The 14,067-nt window shown below is 44.5% G+C and carries 14 protein-coding genes; 8 read left to right on the plus strand and 6 right to left on the minus strand.

Translation table 11 applies throughout. The features are described 5' to 3' along the window. Positions 1-391 precede the first annotated feature (391 nt). The 3 genes from FKQ60_RS01150 (at position 392) to FKQ60_RS01160 (ending at position 4,686) form a co-directional block, all read left to right on the plus strand. A complete protein-coding gene (locus tag FKQ60_RS01150) occupies positions 392-2,134 on the plus strand; it encodes an ABC transporter transmembrane domain-containing protein (RefSeq protein ID WP_004395200.1) in 1,743 nt (580 codons plus the stop codon). A gap of 2 nt (positions 2,135-2,136) precedes the next feature. Then, on the plus strand, positions 2,137-3,906 hold the full coding sequence (locus tag FKQ60_RS01155) for an ABC transporter transmembrane domain-containing protein (protein WP_170905877.1): 1,770 nt from the start codon (positions 2,137-2,139) through the stop codon (positions 3,904-3,906). Between the two features lie 234 nt (positions 3,907-4,140). Beyond that, on the plus strand, positions 4,141-4,686 hold the full coding sequence (locus tag FKQ60_RS01160) for a hypothetical protein (protein WP_040904276.1): 546 nt from the start codon (positions 4,141-4,143) through the stop codon (positions 4,684-4,686). Between the two features lie 101 nt (positions 4,687-4,787). Here FKQ60_RS01160 and FKQ60_RS01165 read toward each other — a convergent pair whose 3' ends face one another. The 3 genes from FKQ60_RS01165 to queE form a co-directional block, all read right to left on the minus strand. Next, on the minus strand, positions 4,788-5,012 hold the full coding sequence (locus FKQ60_RS01165) for a hypothetical protein (protein ID WP_004395197.1): 225 nt from the start codon (positions 5,010-5,012) through the stop codon (positions 4,788-4,790). 119 nt (positions 5,013-5,131) lie between these two features. Beyond that, the gene (queC, locus tag FKQ60_RS01170) at positions 5,132-5,830 is read right to left on the minus strand and encodes a 7-cyano-7-deazaguanine synthase QueC (RefSeq protein WP_004395196.1); all 699 of its coding nucleotides are present in this window, start codon (positions 5,828-5,830) and stop codon (positions 5,132-5,134) included. Positions 5,831-5,841: 11 nt separating this feature from the next. Continuing rightward, positions 5,842-6,516, minus strand: coding sequence for a 7-carboxy-7-deazaguanine synthase QueE (gene queE / locus FKQ60_RS01175; protein ID WP_004395195.1), 675 nt, complete (start codon positions 6,514-6,516; stop codon positions 5,842-5,844). A 319-nt stretch (positions 6,517-6,835) separates the two neighbouring features. On the opposite strand from queE, the gene yidA reads away from it, so the two are divergent. After that, a complete protein-coding gene (gene yidA / locus FKQ60_RS01180; RefSeq protein WP_004395194.1) occupies positions 6,836-7,642 on the plus strand; it encodes a sugar-phosphatase in 807 nt (268 codons plus the stop codon). Positions 7,643-7,732: 90 nt separating this feature from the next. Here the strand turns inward: yidA and FKQ60_RS01185 are convergent, their stop codons facing one another. Continuing rightward, positions 7,733-8,671 carry a bifunctional precorrin-2 dehydrogenase/sirohydrochlorin ferrochelatase gene (locus FKQ60_RS01185; RefSeq protein WP_004395193.1) on the minus strand — a complete coding sequence of 313 codons (939 nt, stop codon included), beginning with the start codon at positions 8,669-8,671 and terminating at the stop codon, positions 7,733-7,735. A 178-nt stretch (positions 8,672-8,849) separates the two neighbouring features. On the opposite strand from FKQ60_RS01185, the gene FKQ60_RS01190 reads away from it, so the two are divergent. The 3 genes from FKQ60_RS01190 (at position 8,850) to FKQ60_RS01200 (ending at position 11,229) form a co-directional block, all read left to right on the plus strand. Next, complete coding sequence (locus tag FKQ60_RS01190) at positions 8,850-9,872, plus strand: amino acid ABC transporter substrate-binding protein (protein ID WP_170905878.1); 1,023 nt, start codon at positions 8,850-8,852, stop codon at positions 9,870-9,872. Positions 9,873-10,113: 241 nt separating this feature from the next. Beyond that, positions 10,114-10,773: a Bax inhibitor-1/YccA family protein gene (locus FKQ60_RS01195; protein WP_040904274.1), complete on the plus strand. Its 660-nt coding sequence runs from the start codon at positions 10,114-10,116 to the stop codon at positions 10,771-10,773. Between the two features lie 126 nt (positions 10,774-10,899). Continuing rightward, positions 10,900-11,229: a TusE/DsrC/DsvC family sulfur relay protein gene (locus tag FKQ60_RS01200; RefSeq protein ID WP_004395190.1), complete on the plus strand. Its 330-nt coding sequence runs from the start codon at positions 10,900-10,902 to the stop codon at positions 11,227-11,229. 51 nt (positions 11,230-11,280) lie between these two features. On the opposite strand, the gene yccX is transcribed toward FKQ60_RS01200, so the two are convergent. Beyond that, positions 11,281-11,559 carry an acylphosphatase gene (gene yccX, locus FKQ60_RS01205; RefSeq protein ID WP_158143843.1) on the minus strand — a complete coding sequence of 93 codons (279 nt, stop codon included), beginning with the start codon at positions 11,557-11,559 and terminating at the stop codon, positions 11,281-11,283. Between the two features lie 261 nt (positions 11,560-11,820). On the opposite strand from yccX, the gene FKQ60_RS01210 reads away from it, so the two are divergent. Continuing rightward, complete coding sequence (locus FKQ60_RS01210) at positions 11,821-13,014, plus strand: class I SAM-dependent methyltransferase (RefSeq protein ID WP_004395188.1); 1,194 nt, start codon at positions 11,821-11,823, stop codon at positions 13,012-13,014. A gap of 59 nt (positions 13,015-13,073) precedes the next feature. Here the strand turns inward: FKQ60_RS01210 and FKQ60_RS01215 are convergent, their stop codons facing one another. Continuing rightward, the gene (locus FKQ60_RS01215; RefSeq protein ID WP_158143842.1) at positions 13,074-14,066 is read right to left on the minus strand and encodes a cytochrome d ubiquinol oxidase subunit II; all 993 of its coding nucleotides are present in this window, start codon (positions 14,064-14,066) and stop codon (positions 13,074-13,076) included. Position 14,067 lies beyond the last annotated feature (1 nt).

Genomic DNA, 14,067 nt, shown 5'->3' on the forward strand with positions numbered 1-14,067 from the left:
AACATTAGTAACAATTGAACTTGTATTAATTGAGCATCGGTTAATAATAGTCAGTTCAATCACCCCGAGCGGCTTTAGGTGGCAAACGGATCATCCGTTCATCGACCACGATAAGCGTAGATAGACATAAGTAATGTGACTACCGTGGTGAAAGCATTTAATGACGCAGAACATTGAAAGAGAAAAAGAATAAATAAGACGTGTAACAATCATTCTATCGTAACTTACTGATTCCCAATACTCTACCCACTCGCGATTGATCGCCATTCCCTCTCCTTGAGCCATAGCGTTTTACAGGAAAGGAAAGTTTTTGAATCTCGGCGTTATCAAGTCATCAGGGAAGAGAATATCTACGATACCTCAAACGCCATCGAGAATTTAGGAGAAAGTTGTGAAAATATTTTGGCATTTGCGCTGGTTTTTTAGACTACGCTGGCAACATTATTGTGGTTCTATCTTACTGTTCGTGCTCATTTCAACCATGCAACTTATTACCCCCAAAGCCGTTGGCCATATTGTGGATGGTGTCGTCGACAACACTATGACGCGTAATGAAGTATTGCAATGGCTGGGTGGACTCTTGGTGGTTATTCTTATCATCTATGGTTGTCGAATTCTCTGGCGTATTTGGTTATTTGGTGCCAGTTTTGAACTGGGCAGTATTCTGCGTAACCGTCTTTATCAACACCTATCACACCAGCCGCCACGTTTTTTTGAACGCTATAAAACCGGCGATCTCATGGCGCGTGGCACCAATGATGTGAAAAATATTGTTATGACGGCAGGCGAAGGTGTGCTTACCGCAACGGACTCACTGATCACCGGTATTGCTGTACTGATCATTATGAGTACTCAAATCAGTTGGAAACTAACCCTAATGGCACTATTGCCTATGCCCTTTCTTGGATTAGCGATTTTTTTCATTGTTCGCATTCTCCATCAGCGCTTTAAAGTCGCTCAAGAAGCTTTCTCTGATATGTCTGACATGACTCAAGAGTCATTAAATGGCGTGCGTATGTTGCGAGCATTTGGCCTAGAAAGCCAAGAACAACAGCGCTTTGAAAGAATGGTTAACGAAACTGGCGATAAAAATATTGCCGTCGCTCGTGTCGATGCCCGTTTTGATCCCGCGATCCAGTTGGCGATTGGTTTATCATTTTTTATCAGTATCAGCGTCGGTGCCTATCTGGTTGATCAACAAGAAATTAGTCTAGGTGATCTCACCGCGTTCACTATGTATCTCGGCCTGATGATCTGGCCGATGTTAGCATTTGCGTTTTTATTTAACATTTTAGAACGCGGCTCTGCCGCTTGGGATCGCTTGCAAGAGGTACTCGACCTTGCGCCGAGCATCATCAGTGGTGATCATGCATTACCAAACGAAGCTCAGCCACTAACAATCCATATCGAACAATTTCACTGGGATGCACAACTTCCCGCGGCTTTGGAACAGTGCCATATTCATCTTAAACCCGGTGCGATGTTGGGTATTGCTGGCCCCGTGGGTAGTGGTAAATCGACCTTAGTCGCCTTACTACTGCGGCAACAAGAGTTACAACATGGAGAGATTCGTTATGGTGATGTGTTGATAAAAGAGGCCAAATTGGATCAATGGCGCAGTAAATTTGCGGTGGTGAGCCAATCGCCTTTTCTTTTCTCACGTTCGATATTTGACAATATTGCCCTAGGTTGCCCTACCGCCACTCAAGAAGAGGTTTACCAAGCAGCGAAACTGGCTTGTATTCATGACGATATTTTGAAATTTCCAGCAGGTTACGATACCGAGGTCGGAGAAAAAGGCATCACGTTATCCGGTGGACAAAAACAGCGCATAGCGATCGCGCGTGCGATGTTATTGAATGCCGAAATATTGATTCTCGACGATGCGTTATCAGCGGTGGATGGACGCACTGAACATACCATCTTGCGTAACCTTGCAACGAGTAACCAGCAGCAATCTTTGATTATCATTGCTCATCGCTTAACCGCTTTAGAGAAAGCCGATGAAATCATTGTCCTTAATCACGGGAGAATCGCCGAACGCGGTCGACATCAACGCTTGCTGACCAATCACGCTTGGTATGCCGAGATGTACCAATATCAACAACTGGCTCAAGCGATTGAGGGAGAATAAACATGAGAAAGCAAACCATAAAACGCCTGTTTACCTACCCTCTATCACAACCCAAGCCGATGATGATTGGCCTGTTGTTTCTGTTTATCGCTGCCGTAGCGAATGCAGGGGGGCCTTGGCTTATCCAACACTTTATCGATGAACACATTGCTAAAGGGGATTATTCGCAGCAAGCGTTAACTCTATTAGCAGCGGGTTATCTTGGTCTTACCCTGTGCTCAGCGCTGTTTCAATATCTGCAAAGTATTCAATTTAATATTGTCGCCACAGGGGTGATCAAAACCATTCGTAAACAGGCTTTTAATCGTGTCCTTCGACAGCCGCTGTCAGCCTTCGATTACACGCCAACCGGTAAGTTGGTCTCACGGTTAACCAACGATACTGAATCGCTGCAACAGTTTTATGAATTACTGATCGCTTCGGTGGTTAGAAATATCGTGATGATCTCCGTCATGCTGGTCGTAATGTGGCTACTTAGCTGGCAACTCACGCTGGTCGTGCTGGTTCTTTTACCCGTGGTTATAGGGTTCATGTTACTTTTCCAAAAACTCAGCACTTCAGCTTATCGAGTAATGCGTGATTTACTTACTGACATCAATGGCAACATGAGTGAATCGATTCAAGGCATGAGTGTGATTCAGTTAATGCGCCAAGAACAACGTTTTAACCAACAATTCAAACAACTGACCGCCGAACATTTCAATGCCGGTAAAAAAGTGATCACCTTAAATGGTATTCTGCTTCGTCCATTAATGGATCTATTGGCTGGCATTGCGTTATTAACCTTAGTGGCTATTTTTGGTTTTAGTGGCACTGAGTTAATCGGTGTTGGCGTGCTTTACGCGTTTATTAGCTATCTCGGACGAATTACCGAGCCGCTAATAGAAATGACTCAACAACTGGCTCTATTACAGCAAGCCTTAGTTGCCAGTGAACGAATTTTTGAGATGATCGATGCGCCACAACAAACCTATGGTGAAGATACTCGACCACTGGCCAGTGGTGCCATCTGTTTAAATAATCTCTCATTCAGCTATGACGGAACACAAACCGTACTCAAGCAGATTAATTTGACTATTCCTCATCAGCACTTTGTGGCTTTAGTTGGCCATACCGGTAGTGGTAAAAGTACCATCGCTTCGTTATTGATGGGCTTTTATCCGGTGGAACAAGAGACATTATTGATTGATGGCAGAGCGATTCATGATCTCGATAAAACCGTATTAAGAAAAGACATTGCCATGGTGCAACAAGACCCACATGTTCTACCGTCATCAGTGCGTGATAACATTGCTCTTGGACGCAAAATCAGTGATGAGTCAATTTGGCGAGCGTTACATCAAGTCGGACTGGCTGAACAGATTCAGCACTATCCCGAGCAATTAGACACTCAATTAGGGCAAGGTCAAACCAATCTCTCCGCCGGACAAAAACAACTGCTCGCGATGGCTCGTGTCTTAGTCGCTAAACCTAAAATACTGATCTTAGATGAAGCGACAGCCAATATCGATTCAGGCACAGAAGCATTAATACAGCGTAGCTTCCATGCGTTACGCCATGATATGACCTTAGTGGTGATTGCCCACCGCCTATCAACCATTATGGAAGCCGATAAAATTGTTGTTTTGCATCATGGTGAATTGGTCGAACAAGGCTCACATCAAGAATTACTGGCTCAAAAAGGACGTTACGCGCAAATGTATAAAATGCAGCAAGTGGGTGAACACCTGCGTGATATTGAGCACCAAACACCGCTCGAACCCGTTTGCTAATCCTATACCGCTTCGTAAACAGAACGAAGCGGTATATCGCACCTCTCTCAAGTAATGATAAAAAATCCCTTCGTATCTCATGCCTACGAGGATCCCTCTCATTAATGATAAAATACTCGCTATCTCATCCATGACTACGGTATGATGCGCGGCTGTCATGATGACTCACCGTTCAGCTCTAAGCCCCATTAGCAGGATAGATCACCTTAAGTAAAGCAGTTGTATGATATGTCTATGAACGCCGATAAATTTATGAATGTGTTTCGCCTACCAGGCTCAATACAAGTTCGTATAGGTCAATGGCAATCGACCTTTCGTGGAACCTCCGATATTGTTTTACACCAAGCGCTAACGCTACGTAACCAACAGTATCATCAAGCTAATTTTTTGCCTCGTGGTTGGTGCTTAACCCCATTCTCTACCGAGGATATTTCTATCACCCATCACGGCAAATACATCCAAACGACAATGCTCACCATGATCGACCGAAAGGTGACTTATAAGCGAATTTATCTGTCTCGTTTACCTCTTGAACAGGCTGAGCCAGCTTTACGTGCGTTTAAAGCCGAATGGATTAAGCAATACAACATGGTATTGAGCAAATACAATCAGCAACAAAAAAAGCAGTTTATGCGGTTTGCGCAAGAAGAGCTGGAAACGCTCTATCCATCGATCCCCAAAGGACAATTTAACTCGGTATTATGGAACCGCATAGTGCGTTCAGAATTCGGCTCTGAAAACAAACAGACCAATCCCTATTTTGTTAAAGCCTCTCTGTAACTAAGCCGTTAGGAACTAAGCCGTTAGGCGACAAAAAGGTAGCATGATCAATAAAGAGTCAGTAAACCACCCAGCCCTAACTGGCTGAGTGGAATAAATGGTTAGTGTTGTACACCGGAAGGGTTATGACTAAATTCGGTTTGTTGATAAATATCCGCCAGCGCTTTGACTTTGTTGGCTCTGGCTTTTCGACGCCGTTTAGGTTCGAACTCTTGCTCAACGTGTTTTAACGTTTGCTCGTGCTCTTTGGCTGATTGAATGAACTCAGGGTTTGATATCGCCTGTTGGCGTAGGCGGTTAACGCGTTCTAATGTTTCCCACAACATAGAGACCTCCTTACCACTGGTTATATAACCAGCATAGCTCAGCCTCTAGGCTTGTCAAGCGTAAACACTGTCATTATACACAGTATTTACGCTCTTTTACGCTTAAAACACTATCTTGATCACCCTTTATCGATGGTGTGCTTACTGAACAAAAATTGGCTAACCGATTGAGGGTGCTGTAAATATTGATTCAAACCGGCTTTACGAAGCTCACAAGCCGGACAAGTCCCACAGCCATCCCCAATCATGCCGTTGTAACAGGTCAGCGTTTCGTTACGCACTAAATCCAAAGCTTGATACTGATCCGCTAACGCCCATGTTTCTGCTTTATTCAACCACATTAACGGAGTACGAATGGTTAATTGGCGATCCATACCTTGCACCAAAGCGTGGTTCATCGCTTTGACAAAATCATTTCGACAATCCGGATACCCTGAAAAATCGGTCTCACACACCCCAGTAATGATCGTATCAGCACCAATTTGGTAAGCGTAAATACCCGCTAAAGTCAGAAACAAAATATTTCGTCCCGGGACAAAGGAATTCGGTAAACCGTTTGCCTGCAATTCATGAGAGACCGGAATATCATCACGAGTCAGTGAGCTGATCGCCAATTCATTAAGCAAGCTGACATCCATCACTTTGTGTGCTTTGACACCTAATTTGAGTGCTAATTGCTGAGCAACTTCAATTTCAAGTTTATGTCGCTGCCCATAATCAAACGTAATCGCATGAACTTCATCAAACTCTTGCAAGGCTTGCACTAAACAGGTAGTTGAATCTTGCCCACCACTGAATACCACGACCGCTTTATTCATGTTGGATTCCTTTAAGCAATATTTAAGTATTTATGGGTTTGAATCGATAAACGCCAGTTACGGGTAATACAAGTCTCTATACATAACTGGGTTGCCCGTGGTTTTTGACTGATCGGCTGCAAAGCAATAATGGTATCAGGGCTTATCGCTACTTGTGCTAATAAGGCCTCTAACTGTGCGATGTCTTTTTCTGTACCCACTGGATGCTTGATTTCATTGGCCCGTTGTAGTGCTGACGGCACAATCGGTAACTTACCTTTCATCGCGATTTTCGGTGACACGGTCACCCAAGTCTTCGCACTGGCTTTAATCTCAAACGTACCACTGGTTTCAATTTGACATTGACAGCCAATCGCTTCAAACGCTTCCGTCAAAGGGACAAGATCATAAAGACAAGGCTCGCCACCCGTGATCACAATATGTTTGGCGGTGTAGCCTTGCTGCTGATACTGAGCGACGATCTGCTCCGCAGAGCCTTGACACCATGTTGGACTATCGCCTTGTTTGACAATAATTTGCTCGAAGCTACGCTGATCTTGTGGCTCAGCATCCCAAGTTTGCTTAGTATCACACCAAGCACAACCAACCGGACATTGTTGAAGACGTACGAATACCGCTGGGACACCAGTGAAGACGCCTTCCCCTTGGATGGTTTCAAATATTTCATTCACTTTGTACAAAGTCATTGGCCTATATTTGCGCTGATAAAACGTTAGGCCGCAGACCTTAATAGATGCTCAACTTGAGGTCAATTTAAACCCGCCGATCATCAATAATTTCTCGTTAAGGGCTCCGCTCCCTTCTTACTTGAACCGTTAGCGTTATTGACGAGGTTGATTCATCTACCTCAATCCCACGCTTTTTATAAACTGACTTTAGATTTTCATAAAAAACACGTATCTTGTCATACTTTCAAGCCAAGCGATTTATCCGTTGCACCACGGCAAATGGGCTAAAAACGATAAATCCAGCGGTAACTCTCTTTTTAGTCATTTTAGGTAACACATGTATAAATTGATCGCGCTCGATATGGATGGCACCTTACTCAATAGCCAAAAGCAGATTTCTCTACGCACTCAACAAGCGATAGCCAAAGCTCGCGAGCAAGGAATTAAAGTCGTGCTTGCTTCTGGTCGTCCACTCGCGGGGATGCAAGATAAACTCGAACTTTTACACCTCACCTCAGATCAAGACTATGTATTGCACTACAACGGTTCGATGGTGCAAAACGTTGGTACGGGGGAAGTTATCTATCAACAAATTATTGATGGTCGCTCGGCTAAACGGGTAGCACAATTAGCCAAAGAGCTGGGCGTTAATACCCATGCATTTAGTCAAATTCATGGTTTGATCACCCCTAAAGTCAGCCAATATACTGAAGTCGAAGCGACTATAAATGGAATTTCCATCACTGAGATGGACTTTGACCAGTTGGAAGATGATCATCCGATCATCAAAGCAATGATTGTCGCAGAGCCAGCAGTGTTAACCGCAACCATCGCGAAAATTCCGGCTGAGTTCTATCGAGATTTCACGATTGTACAAAGTGCGGCATTTTTTGTTGAATTCCTTAATCCTAAAAGCAATAAAGGCATTGGCGTACAAGCGATTGCTGAACACTTAGGCATTCAGGCCTCTGAAGTGATGTGCATGGGGGATGCTGAAAACGATCACCATATGTTGCAATATGCAGGACTCGGTATTGCGATGGACAATGCCATGGAAGAGACCAAACGCATCGCTGACCATATTACCTTGAGCAATGATCAAGACGGTGTTGCTGTTGCGATTGAGCAGTTTGCTTTACGTTAAGAAACACCATTTAAAAACCCCCCTTATTAAATGATTCGGGGGGGGTTTATACTCTCAAACTAGAGTGGTGTTTTAGGTATCAAGGGAACACTACCCTTCGCTACCTTGTTTAAGCACTTTCTCTTGCCCTTGCAAAAGCACATATTCTTGACGTGCCGAAGGGATTAATATCACTACACGCTGCTGAGCCTGTTTTGCACTGGCTAAACGTTCGCTTAATTGACCAGGATGACTAAACGGTTCGCGCTCAGCATCACGACGACACAAGTTAACAAACTCATGGTCACAAGAGTCACAAAACAACACCAACTCCGCTTGTTGCATATAACGTAACGCTTTTAGTGAAAGCAGCTCAACATCCCTACCACACTCAATCCACGTTACTTCTCCTCGCTCATCCATCGGCTGCTCTAGTGCCGCACAATACTGCTTTTCTAATGCTTCACGGCTAGTGGCATTTTTAACCGCAGTTTGCGCAAAAAATAGTTCCCAAAACTTACGGCGTTGATCGACGGTCGTGAGATGATCTTTAATCGAATTACGTTTCGAAGCTCCAAAATCAGCCAATAACGCGAGGTTTTGCGGTAAAACACTTTCGAGGGTTTCACGAATATTGCGGATCAAGACTGGGGAAGCTCCACCACTAGAGATCGCCAATTGAATTCGGCCGCGTTCAATCATCGACGGAGTAATAAAATCGCAATAAGGCTGATCATCGACCACATTAACCAAGACTCCGACTGACTTGGCATCACGAAACACTTGATGATTCAGATCGGGATTATCTGTGGTCGCCCAAACTTGCACATAATCGGCGCTAATAAATTTTGAGGAATAGAAATTTTGAATCCATTGGCAGCGGTCTTGCTCAACCCACGCCTGCAATTGAGGGGTAATATGGGGGGACACTACCGTAATATGGGCACCAGCACGCATCAGCGCCTCAATTTTTCGACACGCTACCTCGCCACCACCCACCACTAAAACGGCTTTATTGGACAAATCAAGAAATACTGGAAAATAGCGCATGTTAGTCTTTTACCTTTTAATTCAATCGATTCATGCTAACAAAAAATCAACACTAACAGTAGATAGGTTGTTGAAGCAATCTAACATTAATTTGACTTGGTAGAAGTGACTTATCTTATCTACGCTTATAATAACTGACAAATTGACCGAGCGCTTCTGCTCAAAGAAGGATATTCCCATGGCGAATCGATTGGCTACTCTTGTTTGCGCGGTTTCATTATCGTTAACCACTCATCTCGCTTTTGCATCGCCAACAACCTTAGACCGCGTGTTAACCCAAGGAAAGATAACCTGTGGTATCAGCACTGGTTTAGCGGGTTTTTCTGATGCCGATGCCAAAGGTCAATGGCAAGGTTTGGATGTGGACTACTGTCGCGCCCTCGCCGCCGCAGTATTAGGAGATAAGAATAAAGTAGAGTACGTGCCGTTAACCGCTCGCGAACGCTTTAGAGCCCTACAATCTGGACAAGTCGATGTGCTTTCTCGCAATACCACGTGGACATTCGAGCGAGATACTACAATGGGGCTCAACTTTGTTGGCGTTAATTTTTATGATGGGCAAGGATTTATGGTTACTAAAAAATCCGCCATAACCCAAGTGAGCCAGCTTAATAATCGCCCTATTTGCGTCCAATCAGAAACCACCACCAAATTGAATTTGGATGATTATTTTCGTCATCACGGCATGAGTTACCAACCCGTTGTGTTTGATACTGCAATACAAATTGCTCGCGCCTTCAATGCAGGACGTTGCATTGCCATCACCGGGGATCAATCTGGGCTGTATGCCTTGCGACTGAACTTAGCGAAACCAGACTCAGCCATTATTCTGCCAGAAATCATTTCCAAAGAGCCGCTTGGCCCCGTGATTCGCGAAGGCGATGATCGCTGGTTAAATATCACTCGCTGGACGCTCGCCGCGATGATTAACGCCGAAGAACTCGGCATTACCTCAGCCAACGTCGACCAAAAGCGCAAATCAACCAACCCTGAAATAAGACGACTCCTTGGTATTGAAGGAGAAATTGGACGTCCTCTGGGCATTAATAACGATTGGGCTTATCAAATCATCAAACAAGTAGGCAACTATAATGAAAGCTTTCAACGTAATGTCGGCGAAGACTCTCCTCTAGCCATTCCACGTGGACTGAATGCCCTTTGGAACGCCGGAGGAATTATGTACGCACCACCAATACGCTAAAAGTTTCTTATTACTACGTCTATTTTAACGTAGAATAAGCGTTACCTATTCACAAGCGCGATCGTCACGTTCTAGTATGAATAGCGAACGCAAGTAATATCATGTTACAACTTGTTCACACTTAATTCGCGCTTTTTGATTATTATTCTCGTAAACAAAAATACAGATATGGGATTGAAATAGTGAACTTTTCACCCCATTACTGTCTACATAGTTAACTACACCTTCTATGAGGAAGAGTATGAACAGTCCAATGTATTCACGCACCTCGTCTTATGACAGTGCTCTACAAACCAACAAAGTGCTAAGAAACACCTATGCGCTACTCTCAATGACCTTATTATGGTCAGCGGTTGTCGCTGGCGTTTCAATGGCAATGAACCTACCACGCCCTGGCTTAATTCTTATGCTGGTCGGTTTTTATGGTCTGTTATTTTTAACTGAGAAAAACCGTAACAACAGCCTTGGCCTAGTGTTTACGTTCTTATTTACTGGCTTCTTAGGTTATACGATTGGTCCAATCCTCAATATGTACATCGGTGCAGGCATGGGCGATGTTATCCTCACCGCTTTAGGTGGTACGGCCTTAGCCTTTATGGGTGCATCAGCGTACGCGTTAACGACTAAGCGTGACCTCTCTTTCCTTGGTGGCGTACTGATGGCTGGCTTCGTTGTGCTGCTTATCGGTATTGTGGCAAATATTTTCCTACAAATGCCAATGCTGCACCTAGCAATGAGCGGAATGTTCGTGTTGTTTTCAACCGGTGTTATCTTGTTAACAACTCAGCAAATTGTTCGTGGTGGTGAGACTAACTACATCTCTGCGACCGTCAGCCTTTACGTTTCAATCTACAACCTATTCATCAGCTTGTTGACGATTCTTGGCATCATGCGCGACTAATCGCAACACAACTGAAATAACATTACCCAAAGGCCCGAAAGCTTGCTTTCGGGCCTTTGTTTTCTCTTGAGCAAAAACCAAGCCTCCATTACCCTATGCGCACTTTTCAATTGGGGCGAGAAACTGATGTTCGACTATAACGGTAAAAGCATTGCAACCGATGCACAAGGGTATTTACTTGATCACACCCTTTGGGAAGAAGGAATGATAGAGATTCTAGCTAATGAAGAGGGGATCCTGTTGAGTGATGCGCACTTAGAAGTGATCCATTTTGTTCGTCAATTTTATGAAGAATACCAAACCTCTCCCGCTATTCGCATGCTAGTCAAGGCAATGGAAAAAGCCCACGGGCCGGAAAAAGGCAATAGTAAATACCTGTTTAAGCTGTTTCCTAAAGGTCCCGCTAAACAAGCAACAAAGCTCGCAGGCTTACCCAAACCCGCGAAGTGCTTATAAGCCCGACTAAACAGCCGAGGGCTGACAGTGAATCAGCCCTCTTTGAACTCGCTATAAAATTTGGAAATCCGATGGTACTAAATCGATAGTGACTTGACTGCGCATCACTTGTTCCACTCGTGCCGTTTTCGGCCCTTGTTGTAGCCATATAAAGAGCTGCTCAACGTGTTCTGATTGACCAACCGCCAGCACCTCAACCTCACCACTAGGAAGGTTTTTCGCATAACCGAGCACACTAAGCTTCGATGCCTGCAAGGCGGTATGGTAACGAAAGCCAACCCCTTGTACTCTTCCCGACACGATAAACTTATCGCTTATTACGTTATTCATACTTTCCTCCACGTCAAAGTCATCTCCAGTAGAGTATATCTCTCAGCGACTTGCCGTTGTAGGTAGATAAGCATTTGGTAACGCTATAGCGGGAAATGAAGAATCGTTATCTCATGAAGATCAATATAGCGATATGAGTACTGAGGATGAGCGTAGTTAATGCCGTAGCGTTGATAAAGCAAAGGGATACTCTGATTTGCTTTTCACCCCAAGTTGCACGACAATGCCTGCCCATTTTTATTAATCTTTTTGAGTAGCGCAATGACTCCTGCAATCTATCTGGTCAAAGGTCGTGATAAATCTTTACGTCGTAAACATCCTTGGGTTTTTTCTCGTGGCATCAGCAAAGTTGAAGGCGATCCACAACTCGGTGAAACGGTCGATATTTACACGCATGATGGACAATGGTTAGCGAAAGCGGCTTACTCTCCCCACTCTCAAATTCGTGCTCGTGTATGGAGCTTTACCAATGAAAGCATTGATAATGATTTTTTTATAAAACGTATTCAGCAAGCTCAAAAACTGCGCGACGAATTGATTGAGCGTGACGGCGTCACTGGATATCGCCTGATTGCTGCGGAATCGGATGGCTTGCCCGGTATAACGATTGATAAATATGATAACTATTTAGTCTGTCAGCTACTCAGTGCCGGTGCTGAATACCAAAAACCGCACTTGATCGCCGCACTTAAACACTGTTTTGCCGATTGTCATATTTATGAGCGTTCAGACGTTGCAGTGCGTAAGAAAGAAGGCTTAGAAGAGCGCGTTGGTGTATTGCACGGAGAAGTTCCACCAGAGGTGGTGGTGATTGAAGAAAATGGCATTAAAATCCGTGTTGATATAGTTGGTGGCCATAAAACTGGCTTTTATCTTGATCAACGCGATAGCCGTCAGCAATCGATGAAATACGTTAAAGATAAAGAAGTACTCAACTGCTTCTCTTACACCGGTGGCTTTGGGTTATACGCGTTAAAAGGTGGCGCTAAGCGGGTAATTAATGCCGATGTGTCACAGCCAGCACTCGATAATGCGAAAATGAATGCCGAGCTCAATGAATTTGATATCAGCAAAAAACGCGCGGTGTTTCTCAATGCGGATGTGTTCAAACTGCTGCGCGAGTACCGAGAGCAAGGCACGCAATTCGACGTAGTGATTATGGACCCACCTAAGTTTGCCGAGTCTAAAGCTCAGTTGAACGGCGCTTGTCGTGGCTATAAAGACATTAACATGTTAGCGATGCAAATTTTAAAACCTGGTGGCACCCTACTCACCTATTCGTGCTCGGGTTTGATGGATCAAGTCCTGTTTCAAAAAATCATTGCCGACGCAGCACTGGATGCCGGTCGCGATGTGAAGTTTATCGAACGCTTCGAACAAGCGGCGGATCATCCCGTTGATACCGCATACCCAGAAGGTTTTTATCTGAAAGGCTTTGCCTGCAAGGTTATGTAAATACCATAAAATAACGGCCTCTTTCGAGGCCATTATTTTTCCAATACCACTACATGCGATTACTTGTAGCTTAAGTCTGTCGCCTTACCTTTAAAAATCCGATAGACAACAAAGGTATAAAGCAAGATCATTGGCATAACAATCACTACCCCAATCCCGACCACTAACAAGCTAGCAGTAGAAGCGGCTGATTCTTGCGCTGTCATCACCCCGGGTACAACATCAGGAAAGAAGCTGTAAGCTAAGCCGAGGAAACTTAGAGCAAAAATCAACATTACCCCAAAGAATGGCCATTGGACGCCCATATCATTCTCTACCGGCACCCGTCTTAAATAACGATCAACCATAAAAATGGTTGCTAGCACTACCAATGGCACCGGAGCCAACAGTAACATCTCAGGAAAACTGAACCAACGCTCAGCCACCATCGGATTAAACAGTGGATTAACCACACTGACCGCTAAAATACCTAATGCCGCTAACCAGCCAGCTCGGCGAGACCAATATGCCGCGCGCTTTTGTAACTCACCCTCTGTTTTTAAGACTAGCCAAGCGCCACCAATGTACACGTAAGCCGCAGTGACACACAACGCGCTGAGCAGTGCAAAGGCGTACGCTTGAGTCGACTCTTCAAAACTCATCACATAGCGACCAATCATGTAGCCTTGAGTCAGTGCCGCGAGCAGTGAACCCGTTTTAAAGCACAAATCCCAATGATCTTTATGATCGGCTTTCGCTTTGGCGCGAAAATCGAACGCCACACCTCGCATAATCAAGGCGATCAGCATAATGGCGACAGGCATATAGAGTTCGGTAAGGATATAGCTATGAGCGGCAGGAAACGCGATTAATAAGATACCAATACCTAATACTAGCCACGTTTCATTAGCGTCCCAAAAAGGGCCAATCGAAGCGATCATTCGATCGCGTTGCTGCTCATTATTACGCGGTAACAAAATACCAACGCCTAAATCATAGCCATCAAGCACAGCATACATGAAGACACTAAAGCCCAGCAGTAATAGATAAATTTCAGGTAGATGTGTGATCATG

This window comes from Vibrio sp. A11, assembly GCF_013048705.1.
GTDB classification, from domain to species: Bacteria; Pseudomonadota; Gammaproteobacteria; order Enterobacterales; family Vibrionaceae; genus Vibrio; species Vibrio metschnikovii.

What these genes read in the sequence shown, in the direction of transcription:
- FKQ60_RS01185 (WP_004395193.1), bottom strand. Translation starts at nt 8,671, where the DNA reads ATGCGCTATTTTCCAGTATTTCTTGATTTGTCCAATAAAGCCGTTTTA.
- FKQ60_RS01215 (WP_158143842.1), bottom strand. Translation starts at nt 14,066, where the DNA reads ATGATCACACATCTACCTGAAATTTATCTATTACTGCTGGGCTTTAGT.
- yccX (WP_158143843.1), bottom strand. Translation starts at nt 11,559, where the DNA reads ATGAATAACGTAATAAGCGATAAGTTTATCGTGTCGGGAAGAGTACAA.
- FKQ60_RS01200 (WP_004395190.1), top strand. Translation starts at nt 10,900, where the DNA reads ATGTTCGACTATAACGGTAAAAGCATTGCAACCGATGCACAAGGGTAT.
- queC (WP_004395196.1), bottom strand. Translation starts at nt 5,830, where the DNA reads ATGAATAAAGCGGTCGTGGTATTCAGTGGTGGGCAAGATTCAACTACC.
- queE (WP_004395195.1), bottom strand. Translation starts at nt 6,516, where the DNA reads ATGACTTTGTACAAAGTGAATGAAATATTTGAAACCATCCAAGGGGAA.
- FKQ60_RS01155 (WP_170905877.1), top strand. Translation starts at nt 2,137, where the DNA reads ATGAGAAAGCAAACCATAAAACGCCTGTTTACCTACCCTCTATCACAA.
- FKQ60_RS01165 (WP_004395197.1), bottom strand. Translation starts at nt 5,012, where the DNA reads ATGTTGTGGGAAACATTAGAACGCGTTAACCGCCTACGCCAACAGGCG.
- FKQ60_RS01190 (WP_170905878.1), top strand. Translation starts at nt 8,850, where the DNA reads ATGGCGAATCGATTGGCTACTCTTGTTTGCGCGGTTTCATTATCGTTA.
- yidA (WP_004395194.1), top strand. Translation starts at nt 6,836, where the DNA reads ATGTATAAATTGATCGCGCTCGATATGGATGGCACCTTACTCAATAGC.
- FKQ60_RS01160 (WP_040904276.1), top strand. Translation starts at nt 4,141, where the DNA reads ATGAACGCCGATAAATTTATGAATGTGTTTCGCCTACCAGGCTCAATA.
- FKQ60_RS01195 (WP_040904274.1), top strand. Translation starts at nt 10,114, where the DNA reads ATGAACAGTCCAATGTATTCACGCACCTCGTCTTATGACAGTGCTCTA.
- FKQ60_RS01210 (WP_004395188.1), top strand. Translation starts at nt 11,821, where the DNA reads ATGACTCCTGCAATCTATCTGGTCAAAGGTCGTGATAAATCTTTACGT.